Origin of the sequence: Streptomyces sp. NPDC006140 (assembly GCF_040628815.1) — a bacterium.
Taxonomy (GTDB): domain Bacteria; phylum Actinomycetota; class Actinomycetes; order Streptomycetales; family Streptomycetaceae; genus Streptomyces.
Genome location: NZ_JBEXTS010000001.1, coordinates 236,531 through 252,201, shown reverse-complemented (window position 1 = coordinate 252,201; position 15,671 = coordinate 236,531). Strand labels below are relative to the sequence as shown.

The following is a 15,671-nucleotide window of genomic DNA, read 5'->3' as shown; positions in this document are numbered from 1 at the left end:
GTACGGGCAGGAGGGTTACTTCTCGAAGCGGTATCCCATGCCCGGCTCGGTGATGAGATGTCGTGGATGGGTGGGGTCTGTCTCCAGTTTGCGCCGCAGCTGCGCCATGTAGACCCGCAGGTAGTTCGTGTGCGTCTCGTACGAGGGGCCCCACACCTCCTGAAGCAGCTGCTTCTGGCTGACCAGCCGCCCCGGGTGGCGGATCAGCACCTCCAGCAGCTGCCACTCCGTCGGAGTCAGGCGGATATCTGTATCGCCGCGGTGGACCTTCTTCGCGAGCAGGTCGATGGTGAAATCGTCCGTGGCGACGGTCACCGGTTCACCTACCCCCGCCTCCTCGGTGCGGCGGACGGCGGCACGCAGCCGGGCCATCAGCTCATCCATGCTGAACGGCTTGGTCACGTAGTCGTCGGCGCCGGCGTCGAGGGCCTGGACCTTCTCCATCGAGGTATGGCGGGCGGAGACCACCAGGATGGGCGCCCGGGCCCAGCCGCGCAGGGCTCGGATGACGTCGATGCCGTCCATGTCCGGCAGGCCGAGGTCGAGCAGCACCACGTCCGGCGGTGCGGCGGCGGCCAGCCGGAGGGCCGTGGCGCCATCCAAGGCGGTGTCCACCTCGTACTTCCGCGCCTTCAGATTGAGCGCCAGGGCCCGGATGATCTGGGGATTGTCCTCGACCACGAGTACCCGGGTCATCGCAATGCCTCCGTCCTGACCGCGGCGGTCGTCCGTCCGTAATGCCGGCGGCTTGCCAGGCATGACAGGGTGCCTTTCGGGGGTGGATACGAAAGGCGGCGGGAGCCGGTGGCGCTGGTGGATCCCTCGCTTCGCCGGCTCCCGCCTGCCGCATCGGTGTAATCAGTTCCTGCTCAGAAGCGCCCGCACCGCGAGGTTGAGTTCCAGGACGTTGACGCGCGGCTCGCCCAGGAAGCCGGCTGTGCGGCCCTGGGTGTGGTCCTTCACCAGCCTCTCCACCTGATCGACGGACAGCCCGTTCGCCGCGGCGACCCGCTTGACCTGGATCTGGGCGTACTCCGGCGAGATGTCGGGGTCGATGGCGGAGGCGGAGCCGGTGACCGCGTCGGCGGGCACCTTGGACTCGGGGACGCCGTTGAAGTCGGCGACCTGCTTCTTCGCCACCGTAACCGCCTTGACCAGGCGCGGGTCACTGGCGCCGAGCTGGCTTGAGCCCGTGGCCAGCGGGTCGTAGCCGCTGTGGGAGGGGCGGCCCTGGAACCACATGGGGCCGGGATCGTCGGTGCCCTTGATGTTCCAGCTCTGCCCGATCAACTTCGATCCGACCTCTCGTCCGTCGGCATCGACCATCGACCCGTTGGCCTTGCCAGGGAAGGCGGCCTGGGCGATGCCGGTGACCAGGAGCGGATAGGCGATGCCCGTCACCAGAGTCAGGACGAGCAGGGCCCGAAGTCCTGCCCAGAGCAGACGTGCGGTGTTGGCCACGGAGTTGTTCATGGTCGTCGTCACCCGATCCCGGGGATGAGAGAGATGAGCAGGTCGATGAGTTTGATGCCGAGGAACGGGGCGACGAGCCCGCCGAGCCCGTAGATGCCGAGGTTGCGCCGCAGCATCCGGTCGGCGCTCATCGGCCGGTAGCGCACACCCTTCAGGGCGAGCGGGACGAGGGCGATGATGATCAGCGCGTTGAAGATGACCGCGGAAAGGATCGCCGACTCGGGCGAGGCCAGGCCCATGACGTTGAGCTTGTCCAGGCTCGGGTAGGCGACGGCGAACATCGCGGGGATGATCGCGAAGTACTTCGCGACGTCGTTGGCGATGGAGAACGTCGTGAGTGCGCCCCGGGTGATGAGGAGTTGCTTGCCGATCTCGACGATCTCGATGAGCTTGGTCGGGTTGGAGTCGAGGTCGACCATGTTGCCGGCCTCCTTGGCGGCCGACGTCCCCGTGTTCATGGCCACGCCGACATCCGCCTGCGCGAGTGCGGGCGCGTCGTTGGTGCCGTCGCCGGTCATCGCGACGAGCTTGCCGCCCGCCTGCTCCCGCTTTATCAGCGCCATCTTGTCCTCGGGCGTGGCTTCGGCGAGGAAGTCGTCGACACCGGCCTCGTCGGCGATGGCCTTCGCGGTCAGCGGGTTGTCGCCGGTGATCATGACGGTTTTGATGCCCATGCGGCGCAGCTCCTCGAACCGCTCCCGCATGCCCTCCTTGACCACGTCCTTGAGGTGGATCACCCCGAGCACGCGGGCCCCGTCACCGTCCTCGACGGCGACGAGCAGCGGGGTGCCGCCGACCTCCGAGATCTCGTTCGCGATGGCGTCGGCGTCTTCGGCGGCGGTGCCGCCGCGCTCTCGCACCCACGCGAGGACGGAGGCGGTCGCGCCCTTGCGGACTTTGCGGCCGGCCCCGTTCTCGACGAGGTCGACGCCGCTCATCCTGGTCTGTGCGGTGAACGGCACCCATTCGGCGTGCGCCAGCTCGCCCTGGTGCCGCTCGCGCAGCCCGTACTTCTGCTTCGCCAGGACGACGACGGAGCGGCCCTCCGGCGTCTCGTCGGCCAGCGAGGACAGCTGGGCGGCGTCCGCGAGCTCGGCTGCGGTCGTCCCCTGCACCGGCACGAAGTCGGCGGCCTGCCGGTTGCCCATGGTGATGGTGCCGGTCTTGTCGAGCAGCAGCGTCGAGACGTCACCGGCGGCCTCGACGGCCCGGCCGGACATGGCGAGGACGTTGCGCTGCACCAGCCGGTCCATGCCCGCGATGCCGATGGCGGACAGCAGTGCGCCGATCGTCGTCGGGATCAGGCACACCAGCAGCGCGGTCAGCACCATCATCGACTGCTCGGCACCGGCGTAGATCGCGAACGGCTGCAGGGTGACCACGGCGAGCAGGAAGACGATCGTCAGCGAGGCGAGGAGGATGTTCAGCGCGATCTCGTTGGGGGTCTTCTGCCGGGCGGCGCCCTCGACGAGATTGATCATGCGGTCGATGAAGGTCTCGCCGGGCTTTGTCGTGATCTTGACGACGATCCGGTCCGACAGCACCTTCGTACCGCCGGTGACGGCGCTGCGGTCGCCGCCCGACTCGCGGATGACCGGGGCCGACTCACCGGTGATCGCCGACTCGTCGACGGAGGCCACGCCCTCGACGACGTCACCGTCGCCGGGGATGATGTCACCCGCCTCGCAGACCACGAGGTCGCCGACGCGCAACTCGGTGCCGGGCACCCGCTCCTCGGTCCCGTCCTTCGTGAGCCGCCGTGCCACGGTGTCGGTCTTGGCCTTGCGCAGGGTGTCGGCCTGCGCCTTGCCGCGTCCCTCGGCGACCGCCTCCGCCAGGTTGGCGAAGATCACCGTCAGCCACAGCCAGATGGTGATCGCCCAGCCGAACCAGTCGCCGGGGTCGGTGAAGGCCAGCCCTGTGGTGAGCACCGAGCCGATCTCCACCACGAACATCACCGGGGACTTGGCCATCACCCTCGGGTCGAGCTTGCGGAAGGCGTCCGGCAGGGACGTCCACAGCTGCTTCGGGTCGAACAGGCCCCCGCCGATCCGCCCGCTCGGCTTGTGCCCGGTGGGCGCGTCCTGGTGGGGAGCGAGGGTGGGGGCGGTGGTCGGAGTGGACATGGCGTCCTGCTTCTTAGCGTCCAGTTCGTGCTTGCCGGTGTCGGTGGTCATGTCGCCAGCCCTTCCGCGAGCGGGCCCAGGGCCAGGGCCGGGAAGAACGTCAGACCGGTGACGATCAGAATCGCGCCCACCAGCAGACCGGTGAACAGCGGCTTCTCGGTGCGCAGGGTGCCCGCCGTGGCCGGGACCGGCTTCTGCTCAGCGAGCGAGCCCGCCAGCGCCAGCACCAACACCATCGGCAGGAACCGGCCGAGCAGCATGCACAGCCCCAGCGCGGTGTTGTGATACGGCGTGTTCGCGGCGAAGCCCGCGAAGGCGGAACCGTTGTTGTTGGACGCCGAGGTATACGCGTACAGCACCTCGGAGAAGCCATGGGCCCCGACGTTGGTCATCGACGACTCGCCCTTGCCCAGCGCCATCGCCAGCGCCGTGCCGATAAGGACCAGCGCGGGCGTGACCAGGATGTAGAGCGCCGAGAGCTTGATCTCCCGGGTGCCGATCTTCTTGCCCAGGTACTCGGGCGTACGGCCGACCATCAGGCCCGCGAGGAAGACCGCGATGACCGCCATGATCAGCATGCCGTACAGGCCGGAGCCCACCCCGCCGGGCGCGATCTCGCCCAGCATCATGCCCAGCAGCAGCACCCCGCCCGACAGCCCCTGGAAGGAGTCATGGAAGGAGTTCACCGACCCGGTCGACGTCATCGTCGTCGACACCGCGAACAGCGAGGAGGGGCCCTCGCCGAACCGCTGCTCCTTGCCCTCCATGGAGCCGCCCGCGATCTGCGAGGCGGTGCCCGGGTGGGCGTACTCGACCATGGTCACCGCGATCACACCGGCGAGCCAGATGACCGCCATGGCCGCGAGAATCGCGTATCCCTGCTTCACCGAGCCGACCATCTTGCCGAAGGTCCGCGGCAGCGAGAACGGGATCACCAGCAGCAGGAAGATCTCCAGCAGGTTCGTGAATCCGTTGGGGTTCTCGAAGGGATGGGCGGAGTTGGCGTTGAAATAGCCGCCACCGTTCGTCCCCAGGTCCTTGATGGCCTCCTGGGAGGCGACCGCACCGGGGCTGATCGCCTGCTTGTCCCCGGTCAAGGTGGTGATCGTGTGGATGTCTGAGAAGTTCTGGATCGCGCCGGCCGCCACCAGCAGGATCGCGGCGACGACCGAGATGGGCAGCAGGATCCGTACGATCCCGCGCACCAGGTCCGCCCAGAAGTTCCCCAGGTCGCCTGTGCGGGACCGGGCGAAGCCTCGCACCAGCGCGATCGCGACGGCGATACCGACGGCCGCGGAGACGAAGTTCTGCACCGCCAGCCCGGCGGTCTGGGTGACGTGGCTCATCGCCGACTCACCCGAGTACGACTGCCAGTTGGTGTTGGACACGAACGAGGCGGCCGTGTTGAACGCCTGGTCCGGGGTGATCGCCTTGAAGCCGAGTGACAGCGGCAGTTTGTCCTGCACCCGCTGCAGCAGATACAGGAACAGGACACCGACGACCGAGAAGGCGAGCACCGCCCGCAGATACGCCGGCCAGCGCATCTCGACGTCGGGATTGGCACCGACCGAGCGGTAGATCCACCGCTCGGCCTTGAGGTGCTTCTTGGAGCTGTATACGGCGGCCATGTAGTCGCCGAACGGGCGGTGCACCAGCGCGAGCGCGCCGATCAGCGCGGTCACCAGGAGCACGTCAGCAAGAACGGGGCTCATCGGCGGTGCTCAGAACCTCTCCGGGAAGACCAGCGCGATGACCAGATAGCCCAGCAGGGCCACGGCCACGACCAGCCCGACGATGTTCTCGGCGGTCACAGCCGACCCACCCCCCGGGCGATGAGAGCCACCAGCGCGAACACCGCGACGGTGGCGAGTACGAAGGCCACATCGGCCATCGCGAGCTCCTAGACGAGATTCGGAAATCAGCGGACCTGTAGAGGAAACCCCGCCGCAACACCGATTCACCCGTCGTTGACACCGTCCTGACGCCCCCAGCGCCCTTCTTGACGCGTCCCTAACGCGGTTGCGCCCGACCCTGCCGAAACAGTTCCTAGAGTGTCTCCCGATGACGGGTCTGCGACCGCCGCCGTAGGCGGCTGATGCCGTCATTGAGCCCTTCGACGCTGAGGGAGGCGGCGGAATGACCGGTCCTGAAGACCCGTACCGCAGCATCCGGCGCATCGAATACACCCTGCTTCTGATCGTTGTGGGCCTGGGAGCCGTCGGGGTGGTCACCGAGACGGTGTGGCTGCTCTGGATCGCGGCATGGTTCCTGATCGTCGCCGGCCTGATGGAGATGTTCTTCCGGCCTTGACAGAGCGGTCGGCGGTTGTCCGCCTTCGGCCACGTACCTCGATCGGGCGCCGGCGCCGACGTGGTCGCCCTGGGCATCGACGAACGGGCCCGCTAGCCCATCACCTTCCGGCAGTCACCACGGGCTGATCGTCATACTGGCCACCGTGGGGGTGAACGTGCTGACCTGCGGCTGCGCCACTTCGCACGCGGCGGTGGCGCCGCAACCCTCTGCAGCACTGCAGCGACATCGTCGAAGCCTGGCTCCTATGCGCGTGGGTGTGACGGGCGCACTCGCTGCGCTGGGAACCGGCGGTGCTGTATGGGGTTGCGGCTGACACGCAGGGGCACCGACTAGCTGGTGCACGGCGTCAGGAATACATCAAAGCGGCGCAGCGGATGTGGCCGAGCAGGGGCGGCAGCGGGATTCTTGCCCTGTCGACCACCGTGCCGCGTCGACCCCCGTACGGGCGGCATTCTGGGCAAGGGGCCGCTGACCGCTACCACGAGGTGGTGGACCATGCCGAATGTGCTGCGTGACCGGATCGCCCTGACGTCGGCCCTGCTCGCCCCGCTCTTGGTGGCGCTCGCCCTGGTACCGATCCGTCCCCACGTGTCGTCCGCGAACCTGGCGCTCATCCTGGTCGTGGTCGTTGTGGCGGTCGCCGCCCTGGGCAGCCGCACCGCCGGGGCGGTGGCCGCGCTGTCGGCGGCGGCATGGTTCGACTTCTTCCTCACCCGTCCCTACCAGCACTTCACCATCTCCGACGGCGACGACATCGTCACCACGCTCCTGCTGCTCGCGGTGGGCGTAGCGGTCTCCCAACTGGCCGCGCACGCCCGCACGTTGAAGCTGGTCACCATCACTGGTGCGGCACACCTGGCACGCATCCACGAAACCGCCCGTCTGGTCCAGGCCGGAGCCTCGCCTTACGCCGTCGTGGATCAGGTGCGGCAGCAGCTCATCGAGATCCTGGGTCTGCGCGGCTGCCGCTTCGAGCACGGGACCTTGCTCGGCCGACATCCCCGCCTGGAACAGGACGGCTCGCTGGCCGCCGGCCGGGCCCACTGGAACCTGGACAGGGGCGGCTGGCCCGGCGAGGAGATCGAACTGCGTGCCTCGGTAGGCGGCCGATACCTCGGCCGGTTCATGCTGCTGCCCGAGCCCGGCGCCGCAGTGCCGCCCGTGCAGACCCGTCTGGTCGCCATCAGCCTGGCCGACCACGTCGGTGCGGCGCTGGACACAGCGGGTCCGGTGCTCGACCGCTGACCCGGCGGGTCAGGCGCTCGGCACGGTGCGCCATGGTGCGAGGGCCATGTCCTGGCTGGGCCAGGGCACTCGCTCGACTCGGCGTTGACCAGTGACCGCGCTGAAGGGACTGTGGCGTTGTACACACTGGCGAGTTCTGGGAGCGCCCGAATGCGACACGGAGGGTCTCCTGCGAACGCGAAACGCACCACTCGCCCGTCGGCCCCGAAAGCGACACGACCTGCGTGGGACACGACGTGTGGTATGGACGCACGGCTGCGCCACCCGGCGCACGGCATCATCCGGTGATGCGGCACACCTCCTCTCGGAGGTCGCGGGCAGCACCCAGCATGCGCGCTCCATACATCCAACTGCCTGCGGTTTCCCGCGCGATGGAGCGCATGGGCCGGAATGGCGTCTGGATCATCTCTCGCCTCCTGCACGAACGACAACGCCCGGCCTCGGCGAGTGCCGGGGCCGGGCGCTGAGCTGGAACCTTACACAAGGAGCAGGCATACCCTATGAATCATGACATCTACCTTTGGGTGCGATTCCGACACTCAGATCAAGGTGCCCTGCTGATTCATTGGGGACAGCTCACGCACATCGTCCCCCGTGACGTTCTTCCACCAGGCGGCGAACACGCGGCGGTGGCACCACAGGCCAGGCTTGGCCAGATCCTCGAAGCAGAGCAGAACCAGGCGGTGATCACCCTCGGCCTGCGCGATCTGCCGAAGCCGCGCGGCGATCCGCTCGGGGCCGAGCTGGTCGAGGTCGGCCCGGTAGGCCGCATTGAACTCAGGCTCGGGCGCATAGAGGTAGTCACGACGCGGCGCGAGCTCCCGCACCGAGTGGGTGAGGGAGTAGGGGAGCTTGAAGCGAACACCGCCCAGGGTGATGCGAACTGGGACCCCTTGCGGGGACTGGAACGCCTGGAATCGGTTGGTGAACAGGGTGAGCACGCTTGCTTCCTTCCTTACTGCTGATCACCCCGGCCACAGGCATGCCGCCGACGGCCAGGGCGTTGCCGGCGCCCGCTCGCCTCTGGGAGCGGGCCCGAACGACACCGGGTCCGCAGGGAGGACGCTCCCTGCGGACCCGGGCCGATCCTCTTACTCGTCCGAGAAGACGAAGGAGGTCGGGGCTGCCAGTTGAATGACGATATCGAATTCCACTGGCCCGCCTGCACAGTTGGCCGTGAGGCGGAGGACCCTGTTGGTCTCATTGGAGAACTGGGAGGCCGTGGTCTCTTCCACTTCGGCGATCATTTCCGAAGCCGGGCCGGGAACAAGCTCACGCGACTCCGCCAGGAGGAAGGAGAGGTGATCCGCAAGCTCCCGGATCGCAGGGGAGGCCGACTTACTCCCCCAGTCCACACACTCCGACCTGACCTGCCAGATGCTAACAGAGTCCAGTTTCACATCGTTCATCATTCCCCAATCCCCAACCTCAAAGAGAATTTCCCTTTCCGTGCTTATATTTTATGACATACACAGCTCCATTAACATGGAAAGCGAAAGGGAATTCAAATTGAAGTGGGCGCCGCCGGACTCCCGGCCGCGCCCACTCTGCAACACCTGGAGAGAGGTGGGGCGCGGCCGCCGCCGCGCCCCACCTGCTCTACTTCGCCGCCGCTTCGGCCTTCTTGGCGGCCGTCCGGCGCACCGGGGCCTTGGCGCCCGTGGCGGTGCGCGCCGCAGGCTTCGGAGCGGGCTTGGCCGCCGCCTTCTTCGCCGGGGGCTGCTGCTTGGCCGCCGCCTTCACCTCCGGCTTCTCGACCGCCTTCGGCTCGACCGGCTTCTCGGCTTCCACCTCGGCCTTCGCAGCCGCCGCCTCCTGCTGGACCTCGACCGCCGCCTTGTTGAACTCCTCGGCCATCGCCCGCTGCACGCCCTGGGCCTTGCTCAGCAGGTTCCGCACCATCTGGATCTTGGCGTACAGGCGGCCGACAACCCGCAGGTGACGGGCGAGGTCGTCACCGAGGATGACGGCCAGGTCCTCCGGCTTCTTCTCGGCCAGCTCCTCCAGCAGCGGGATCAGGACTTCCTCCGCCTTGCCCAGGCCGTCCTTCGCCTTGGCCTTGGCCGCCTTGCGCTTCTGGGTCTCCTCCTCGGTGGGCGACTCCTCGCCGGTCAAGGAGGTCTGCTTCTCCATCAGCTTGAGCCCGTTGGCGAAGTGCTGCGCCTCCGCCTCGGAGTCGAAGTCGCCGCGCACGTACCGCATGGCCGCGACCATCTGGTTGGCGGGGTTGAGCTGGGCGATGTGCCAGGCCAGGTTGTTCTTGATCTGGCCCTTGTCGACCATCTCGGCGACCTCCGGGCGCAGGGTGAGCAGGCCGAGGCGCCAGGTGATGTGGGTCTCGGTCTTGCCGAACTGCTTGGCGATCTTGGCCGGGGACCAGCCGGCCGCCTTGAGGTCGGCGTACGCACCGGCCTCTTCCATGATGGTCATGTCGGCGCGACCGACGTTCTCGGCGATGCCCTTGACGTACGCGTCTTCTTCGTCCGTGTTCTTGATGATCATGGCCGGGATCACGTCCATGCCGAGCGCCTTGCAGGAGATCCAGCGGCGCTCGCCCGCGATCAGCATGTAGGGCGCCTCGCCCCCCTCGACCGGGCGGACGACGATCGGCTGAAGAAGGCCGTTCTCCTTGATGCTTCCCTTCAGTTCTTCGAGCTTCACCTTGTCGAAGAACTTGCGGGGCTGCTCCGGGTTCCGGGCGATCTCCGAGAGCTTGAGGTTAGCAAACATTTCCCGCGCCTTCCTTAATTCTTGGGAAAACTTCACTTTCGCTTTCCCGTTGATTTCTTACACTTATATCTTAATCGCATGCACCTCTAAAGCAAGTGGGAATTCCTTTTAATTTCCGGAATTCAATTCCGGGTGTTGCGGCTCAAATCCCCAGAGAGGGGGAGGTGTCAGGCCCGCCGGGGCGACCTCGACCTCGTGCCGCGCGCTGGAAATGAGGCGAGCCCGCCACGACCTCACGGCCATGGCGGGCTCCGCTCTCATCACGCACCCCATCGACCGCACCGACACGGCCGACTCCTCGCGGGCGGGGCGCGGGGGGTCGGCCGCCCGCGAGGAGTAGGGAAGGGCGTCGCTCACGCGACGCCACCCAGGCGGGATCCTGCGGCTGCTGCACCCGCCCGGCGCCTTAGAACATACATCACTTCATCAAAAGAGTCACCTATCTCAATGCCCATGACGATGCGGTGCGGTGCGGTGCGGTGCGGTGCGGTGCGGTGCGGTCTGGCAGTCTCACCCGTTCTCGCCTTCCCTGCGACCTGACCCCTGGCCCTCGGCGCGAATGAGACCCAAGGACTCCACAACCTTGCGCGCCTCTTTGCGGGCCGCCGACCGGTCGGTGCCGAGCAGCACCCGCGGGGGCAGCTTCGCCAACTCCTTGATCCGCCGCTCGTCAACCTCGCACATGCGATTCCTCCCGTGAACGGCGTGCGCGCCGCCATCGCCCGCCAGATGCACCCTCTCCCGGCACGTCGGCCCTGGAGGGCGGACGCGGAGTGCAGCGGCGCCCCGCTCGCCGGCCTGCACCCATCGGGAAACTGTCCGACAAACCTTATAACCCGTCCGAGCTGCTAGGTATTGTGGAAGACGCAGCTCCTACTGGGTAGTTACCATGCCGGGAGCATATGTCAGGACAAGGATGGGGGAGATGGCAGATACTGCGGATGCGCCCGAACCCATGGGTCTGGGCGCGAAGTTGCTCACCTTGCTGCGCCTGCGCCGTGACCCGGACGGGTTCACCCCCAGCGCCCGGGACATTGCAGAGGCAACGTCAACACCCGGACAGCGCAAACCCGGCCTCTCTCATGGCCAGGTCAACAGCCTGCTCAACGGCTCCAGCAGCAACCCCCGGACGTCCACCGTCACCGCACTCGCTCAGGCACTCGACGTCCCCGCTGCCTTCCTGCTTCCCGGGCCGGAATGGGATGACCTCACCGCGCTCACCGTGTACCGGGACCGTCCCGAGGTGCGCGAGGCGCTGCGATTAATGCAGGGCCTCGATGTGCAGGACATTGCTGCAATCGTTTCGATGCTCAGGAAGATGCGCTTGGACGCGGGTCTCCCCGAAGACGTGCCAGCGATCCCCCCTCCTCCTCCTGGCGTCGACCAACCCCGTGAAGGCCGTCCGCGTCGCCGACTGAGCCTGAGAGAAGCCGCTGAGAGGGCAGCGGCCGACCTGGAAGGACGCTGAACTCCCTTGGACACCCCCCTCTTCAGCGCGAGTGCCCTGCTCATCGCGCTCGCCACAGCCGCCTACCTCGCCTACGCTCCCCAGCCCCGGCGCCAGGAGCCCTTCCACATGGCCCGCCGCGCCCGCGTAGTGCTGTTCACGAGCGCCTTCACCTGTGCGTTCTTGCTGGTTCCCCCCGTTGCCACGGCTGTGGACGAACTGACCCGGCAAGACGGAATGGGCACCTTCTTCTTCAACCTTGCGAGCGGCCTGACCGTGCTCAGCATGCACCTCGTGACGGTGTACTGGACGTACCCAACCGCCCGTATCCGCAGAGCCATTGTGAGCTGCATCTGCTTCTTCGGCTGTGTCATGGCCGTGCAGGTCTGGGAGTTCCGCTCCGTCCAAGCCTCATCGGCAGAACTCTTCTCCGCATCCGTGAGCAGTAGAACGGAGGCCGCCTTCGTTCTGACGCACCTTGGCTTCCTGGACGTCATGGCCGTCGCGGTCAGCCTCCAGTACGCCCTGCTGGCCCGCGCCACCTGGCCACGCTGGCGCGTTGCCGCTGCCGGTCTCGCAGTCACCACCCTCGGAGCCCTGCTCGGCCTGGTCTACTCCCTCGCCCGCACCGGAGCCGTCATCGCCCACCTCGTGGGGCAGTCCTGGCCCGCCGCCGTAGAGACACGCGTTGTGCCCATCACGGGTGCCCTGGCGGCACTTTTTGTCACCGCAGGGCTCACACTGCCCACGATCGCGCAGCGGATCCTCCTGCCGCACGACCAGCCAGTAACGGGCCGGGCCGTCAGGGACAGCACCGTCAGGCGGATTGCGCTTCCGTAGAAGACGCCGTGTCCCACGAGCGCCACTTCAAGGCCACCCGGTCCGCGTCCACGGTACGCGAGCCCCTGGACGCGGCCGGGTACACGGCGATCTGCTCCAGGAGGAGGACGAGGAGACCCCTCTTCGCGACCATCGGAGCGTGCTTCCACCACCGGACCAGATCGGGGACGTCGCCCACGGGGACGTGCTTGACCTGCTCCAGGAAGCGGGCCTGCGTGGACTTCTCCCGGATCAGCTCGGCCAGTTTCTTGTCGGCCGCCTTGAACGCCTTGAGTGACAGGTCCTGGACCGTGCCGTAGCTCTCGCCGAGTTCCTTCTGCCTGCGGCGGGCGTCGGCAGCCTCCTTGCGCAGCTTCTCGGCCTCGGCAAGCAGTTCCTCCCGCACCTCGCCGATCAGCGCAGCCACCTCCGGCTTGGCCAGCTCCGCCAGGACGTGTTCGGCGACGTACGCCTCAAGCAAGTCGGCGTTGATGCGGACCTTGCCACACCCCCCGGGGTGCTGGGCTGTGCTCGGCATGCAGCGGTGGCCGCGGCTGCCCGAGTTCGACGGCGAAGCCCCCAGAGTGCACCCGCACAGGCCGCAGACACCCAGCGGACCGGTGACCAAGTACTCACGAGCGGGTTCCCGCTGGGTGTCAGCGTCGCTGGAAGAGCGCATGGCACGGATGGCCAAGAAGTCTTCAACAGGGATGAGCCGCGGGCCGCCGGAGTCCACCAGGTTCCCGTTCTCGTCCTCCATCAGGCCGGCAATCGCCGGGTGGTACAGGACGTTTGCGAGAGTGGCCGGCCTGAACAGGTTGCCCTGCGTCGTGCGGTAGCCCTCGGCGTTGATCCAGTCGCACATGGCCTCGAAGCTCTGCTTCAACAGGCGCCGGGAGGCAGCTCCCCTGATCCCTTCCGCCTCGCTCTCGCGCACACGCCGAAAGGCCATGTCCTCGAACCCGAACAGCCGCGGCATCTCCTGGACTCCTCGCCCTCACAACCGACCCCCTGACATGGGCCACTCTAGTGGCAGATAGGTCACCCTTTTGCAAATTCATCACGCTTCTTGCGCGTATGAACCAGCTACCCCGCACATCACGCATGCCCGGACGCCAGACCCTCGACCCCCAGAACCTTCCACAGCTCCGCCGTCGGCACGCGAGTCGTCCCACCCAACACAAGCGTCCGAACCGGGAAGGCCCCACTCCGGATCAACTCATACGCCTTATCACGGCCAATACCCAAAGCACGGCCGGCGGTCGTCACGTTGACGGTGGCCGGAAGCGACAGCAGCTCCTCAAGCCCCATCACTCCGACCGATGCCTGGCCGCCGGCTTCCTGAGCAGTCATCTCGTTGGTCGCAATCTCCCCCGCGCCAACTCGTCAGCAACTTTACAACGCTGTCCGACACCCCCAGCAAGATCAAGAGAGATCACGCCAGACACGTACGGACACGTACGCACGACCGGGCTGGCTACGGGCCAGCCAACGGCAGGGGGTTGGATGTACTCGCCGAACTTCTACCGGCGATGCCAGTGCAAGGGGCCGCTCACCGACAAGAACGGCAACCCCATACTGAACGCCGACGGCACGCCGAAGATCGGGGACATCGGGCTGACGTGCCCGAAGCTCGGACGGAAGGGCCACGGTACGTGGTACTTCTCCCTGGAGCTCGAACGCGGCGAGAACGGCAAGCGGCGCCGCCCCAAGCGCGGCGGCTTCCCCACCAGGGAGAAGGCCGAGGCGGCGGCCGAGCAGTTCTACAAAGAGGTGGTCGGCGGCGCCGACGTCCTGTCGACCGAGACCATGGCCGAGTATCTGCGGCGCTGGATCGACGCGAAGAAGAAGCTGGCCCGCACCACCCGGCACGGCTACCAGGAGCACATCGACAACTATCTGGTGCCGCACCTCGGCCACATCAAGCGCCGAGACCTCCGCGTCCGCCACCTCGACGCCATGTACAACGCCATCGAGCGCGAGAACGCTGAGCGGATACTCCACCGCCTACGGGTCGAGGAACTGACCAAGGCCCGCGATGCCGCCCACCAGTGCTGGGTCCGCGCCGCAGGGAAGAAGGAGGAACGCCGCCGTACCCGGCGGGCATACCTCGACGCCAACGCCGCCCTGCGAGAGGGCCGAAGGGGCCTGCGGAAGGTCACGTCCGCCGCGACCATGCACCGCATCAACGACACCCTCAGCTCCGCCATCACCTGGGGGATGAAGCGCGAGGATGCGTTCAGCAGGAACTGGGCCCGGCTGGTCGAACTGCCGGCGGTCACGCGTCCCAAGCCACTGGTGTGGACGCCCGAACGCGTCGAGCACTGGAAGCGAACCGGCGAGAAGCCGGGCCCCGTCATGATCTGGACGCCCGAGCAGACCGGCGCCTTCCTGGACTTCGTCCGGGACGACTGGTTGTACGACCTGTGGCACTCCTTCATCTTCCTCGGTCCTCGCCGGGGCGAGATGTGCGCGCTCCCGGTGCACGAGGTCAACCTGGCCGGTCTCTGGCTACGCATCTCGGCCCAGATCGTAGAGGTGGCCTACCGGCTGTACGGCGAAGCACCCAAGGCCGACAGCGTCCGCACTCTGAACCTGAGCGAGGAGTCGGCCGAAGTCCTGGCGCAGGGACGAGCCCGGCGGGCGAAGGCGCGCGAAGAGTGGTCCGCCGCAGGCGCTTGGGTCGAGTCGGACCGCTTCTTCACCCACGAGAACGGCGAACCTCTCCACCCCGACTGGGTGAGTCGGCGCTTCAAGCGCCTGGTGGAGCTGTCCGGCCTACCCCCGGTCCGGCTTCATGATCTCCGGCACATCTCGGCCAGTCTCTCGCTGCTCCAGGGCAACGACATCAAGGTGGTCCAGGAGCGGCTTGGGCACAGCTCGCGCCAGATCACCTCGGACACCTACACCAGCGTCATGCCCCAGCTCGCACGACGCGAGGCCGAGTCCATGACGTCCGTGATCCCGCGCAGCGTCTCCTACGACGTGCTCCGGCCGCTCGCTCTGCCTCAGAAGCTCTTCAGCAACGGGATGGCCGTTGTCTACGCCGAGGCCGCCCGGAGCCGCGACGACATCTGGACCGTCAGTGTGAAGGCACGGCACGACGGCCGCTCACTCGGCAGGATCAAGACGGCCGCCGCCAGCCAGGAGAACGCGACCCTGGCCGTGATCCAGTGGGTACGCGACTACTGCAAGGAGGCCGGTCTAAGGATCTTGTCGGCGGACAAGATCACGGCGCATCTGCCGGAGCTCGGGCGGCGCCGACACCTTGCCCGCTTCGTCATCGACGGCGAGACCGAGATGGGCCTCGAAAGCCTGGCCCGCGTCCTACTGGAAGCCAGCGAGCAGGACCAGGAGCCGTCCGATGAGGCGGCCTAGGCACCTGAGGGATCCGAGTGGCGCCCTCCGGGTCCCTGTAGGGTCCCTGGATCTTGATCTGGGTGGGTGAACGGTGGTCGCCGCCTCGGTGTGGCGCCCACCGTTCTCGCGTTTCCGCAGGTCACATCGTTTCTGCGTGA

General features: G+C 67.2%; 16 protein-coding genes. 5 read left to right on the top strand and 11 right to left on the bottom strand.

The window, feature by feature from the left end; genetic code table 11:
• Positions 1 to 15: 15 nt before the first annotated feature.
• From ABZ386_RS01115 to kdpF, 5 genes are all read right to left on the bottom strand, one after another.
• A complete protein-coding gene (locus ABZ386_RS01115) occupies positions 16 to 696 on the bottom strand; it encodes a response regulator (RefSeq protein ID WP_358962837.1) in 681 nt (226 codons plus the stop codon).
• Positions 697 to 858: 162 nt separating this feature from the next.
• On the bottom strand, positions 859 to 1,473 hold the full coding sequence (kdpC, locus tag ABZ386_RS01110) for a potassium-transporting ATPase subunit KdpC (RefSeq protein WP_358962834.1): 615 nt from the start codon (positions 1,471 to 1,473) through the stop codon (positions 859 to 861).
• 8 nt (positions 1,474 to 1,481) lie between these two features.
• On the bottom strand, positions 1,482 to 3,650 hold the full coding sequence (kdpB, locus tag ABZ386_RS01105) for a potassium-transporting ATPase subunit KdpB (protein WP_358962831.1): 2,169 nt from the start codon (positions 3,648 to 3,650) through the stop codon (positions 1,482 to 1,484).
• Positions 3,647 to 5,311 (bottom strand): potassium-transporting ATPase subunit KdpA, encoded by a 1,665-nt coding sequence (kdpA, locus tag ABZ386_RS01100; RefSeq protein ID WP_358962828.1) that lies wholly within the window; start codon positions 5,309 to 5,311, stop codon positions 3,647 to 3,649. The genes kdpB and kdpA overlap by 4 nt, the downstream gene beginning before the upstream one ends.
• Before the next feature lie 9 nt (positions 5,312 to 5,320).
• On the bottom strand, positions 5,321 to 5,410 hold the full coding sequence (gene kdpF, locus ABZ386_RS01095) for a K(+)-transporting ATPase subunit F (RefSeq protein ID WP_037965490.1): 90 nt from the start codon (positions 5,408 to 5,410) through the stop codon (positions 5,321 to 5,323).
• Between the two features lie 325 nt (positions 5,411 to 5,735).
• On the opposite strand from kdpF, the gene ABZ386_RS01090 reads away from it, so the two are divergent.
• Together ABZ386_RS01090 and ABZ386_RS01085 are read left to right on the top strand one after the other, a co-directional pair.
• The gene (locus ABZ386_RS01090) at positions 5,736 to 5,909 is read left to right on the top strand and encodes a hypothetical protein (RefSeq protein ID WP_358962824.1); all 174 of its coding nucleotides are present in this window, start codon (positions 5,736 to 5,738) and stop codon (positions 5,907 to 5,909) included.
• A 498-nt stretch (positions 5,910 to 6,407) separates the two neighbouring features.
• On the top strand, positions 6,408 to 7,157 hold the full coding sequence (locus ABZ386_RS01085; RefSeq protein ID WP_358962822.1) for a DUF4118 domain-containing protein: 750 nt from the start codon (positions 6,408 to 6,410) through the stop codon (positions 7,155 to 7,157).
• Positions 7,158 to 7,696: 539 nt separating this feature from the next.
• Here ABZ386_RS01085 and ABZ386_RS01080 read toward each other — a convergent pair.
• The 4 genes from ABZ386_RS01080 to ABZ386_RS01065 form a co-directional block, all read right to left on the bottom strand.
• Positions 7,697 to 8,098, bottom strand: coding sequence for a hypothetical protein (locus ABZ386_RS01080; protein WP_358962820.1), 402 nt, complete (start codon positions 8,096 to 8,098; stop codon positions 7,697 to 7,699).
• Between the two features lie 150 nt (positions 8,099 to 8,248).
• Positions 8,249 to 8,569: a hypothetical protein gene (locus ABZ386_RS01075; protein WP_358962817.1), complete on the bottom strand. Its 321-nt coding sequence runs from the start codon at positions 8,567 to 8,569 to the stop codon at positions 8,249 to 8,251.
• Between the two features lie 187 nt (positions 8,570 to 8,756).
• Positions 8,757 to 9,887, bottom strand: a complete 1,131-nt coding sequence (locus ABZ386_RS01070; protein WP_358962814.1) for a ParB/RepB/Spo0J family partition protein — start codon at positions 9,885 to 9,887, stop codon at positions 8,757 to 8,759.
• A 510-nt stretch (positions 9,888 to 10,397) separates the two neighbouring features.
• Positions 10,398 to 10,571 carry a hypothetical protein gene (locus ABZ386_RS01065; RefSeq protein WP_358962811.1) on the bottom strand — a complete coding sequence of 58 codons (174 nt, stop codon included), beginning with the start codon at positions 10,569 to 10,571 and terminating at the stop codon, positions 10,398 to 10,400.
• 241 nt (positions 10,572 to 10,812) lie between these two features.
• On the opposite strand from ABZ386_RS01065, the gene ABZ386_RS01060 reads away from it, so the two are divergent.
• A complete protein-coding gene (locus ABZ386_RS01060) occupies positions 10,813 to 11,355 on the top strand; it encodes a hypothetical protein (RefSeq protein WP_358962809.1) in 543 nt (180 codons plus the stop codon).
• Positions 11,356 to 11,361: 6 nt separating this feature from the next.
• Complete coding sequence (locus tag ABZ386_RS01055) at positions 11,362 to 12,174, top strand: hypothetical protein (protein ID WP_358962806.1); 813 nt, start codon at positions 11,362 to 11,364, stop codon at positions 12,172 to 12,174.
• On the opposite strand, the gene ABZ386_RS01050 is transcribed toward ABZ386_RS01055, so the two are convergent.
• Positions 12,152 to 13,132 (bottom strand): recombinase family protein, encoded by a 981-nt coding sequence (locus ABZ386_RS01050; RefSeq protein WP_358962803.1) that lies wholly within the window; start codon positions 13,130 to 13,132, stop codon positions 12,152 to 12,154. The two genes, ABZ386_RS01055 and ABZ386_RS01050, sit on opposite strands and share 23 nt — an antisense overlap.
• Positions 13,133 to 13,251: 119 nt before the next feature.
• Positions 13,252 to 13,506, bottom strand: a complete 255-nt coding sequence (locus ABZ386_RS01045; protein ID WP_358962801.1) for a DNA-binding protein — start codon at positions 13,504 to 13,506, stop codon at positions 13,252 to 13,254.
• Between the two features lie 153 nt (positions 13,507 to 13,659).
• Between ABZ386_RS01045 and ABZ386_RS01040 the strand changes: the two genes are divergently transcribed.
• Positions 13,660 to 15,531 (top strand): tyrosine-type recombinase/integrase, encoded by a 1,872-nt coding sequence (locus tag ABZ386_RS01040; RefSeq protein ID WP_358962799.1) that lies wholly within the window; start codon positions 13,660 to 13,662, stop codon positions 15,529 to 15,531.
• Positions 15,532 to 15,671 lie beyond the last annotated feature (140 nt).

What these genes read in the sequence shown, in the direction of transcription:
- ABZ386_RS01115 (WP_358962837.1), bottom strand. Translation starts at nt 696, where the DNA reads ATGACCCGGGTACTCGTGGTCGAGGACAATCCCCAGATCATCCGGGCC.
- kdpC (WP_358962834.1), bottom strand. Translation starts at nt 1,473, where the DNA reads ATGAACAACTCCGTGGCCAACACCGCACGTCTGCTCTGGGCAGGACTT.
- kdpB (WP_358962831.1), bottom strand. Translation starts at nt 3,650, where the DNA reads ATGACCACCGACACCGGCAAGCACGAACTGGACGCTAAGAAGCAGGAC.
- kdpA (WP_358962828.1), bottom strand. Translation starts at nt 5,311, where the DNA reads ATGAGCCCCGTTCTTGCTGACGTGCTCCTGGTGACCGCGCTGATCGGC.
- ABZ386_RS01090 (WP_358962824.1), top strand. Translation starts at nt 5,736, where the DNA reads ATGACCGGTCCTGAAGACCCGTACCGCAGCATCCGGCGCATCGAATAC.
- ABZ386_RS01085 (WP_358962822.1), top strand. Translation starts at nt 6,408, where the DNA reads ATGCCGAATGTGCTGCGTGACCGGATCGCCCTGACGTCGGCCCTGCTC.
- ABZ386_RS01075 (WP_358962817.1), bottom strand. Translation starts at nt 8,569, where the DNA reads ATGATGAACGATGTGAAACTGGACTCTGTTAGCATCTGGCAGGTCAGG.
- ABZ386_RS01070 (WP_358962814.1), bottom strand. Translation starts at nt 9,887, where the DNA reads ATGTTTGCTAACCTCAAGCTCTCGGAGATCGCCCGGAACCCGGAGCAG.
- ABZ386_RS01065 (WP_358962811.1), bottom strand. Translation starts at nt 10,571, where the DNA reads ATGTGCGAGGTTGACGAGCGGCGGATCAAGGAGTTGGCGAAGCTGCCC.
- ABZ386_RS01060 (WP_358962809.1), top strand. Translation starts at nt 10,813, where the DNA reads ATGGCAGATACTGCGGATGCGCCCGAACCCATGGGTCTGGGCGCGAAG.
- ABZ386_RS01050 (WP_358962803.1), bottom strand. Translation starts at nt 13,132, where the DNA reads ATGCCGCGGCTGTTCGGGTTCGAGGACATGGCCTTTCGGCGTGTGCGC.
- ABZ386_RS01045 (WP_358962801.1), bottom strand. Translation starts at nt 13,506, where the DNA reads ATGACTGCTCAGGAAGCCGGCGGCCAGGCATCGGTCGGAGTGATGGGG.
- ABZ386_RS01040 (WP_358962799.1), top strand. Translation starts at nt 13,660, where the DNA reads ATGTACTCGCCGAACTTCTACCGGCGATGCCAGTGCAAGGGGCCGCTC.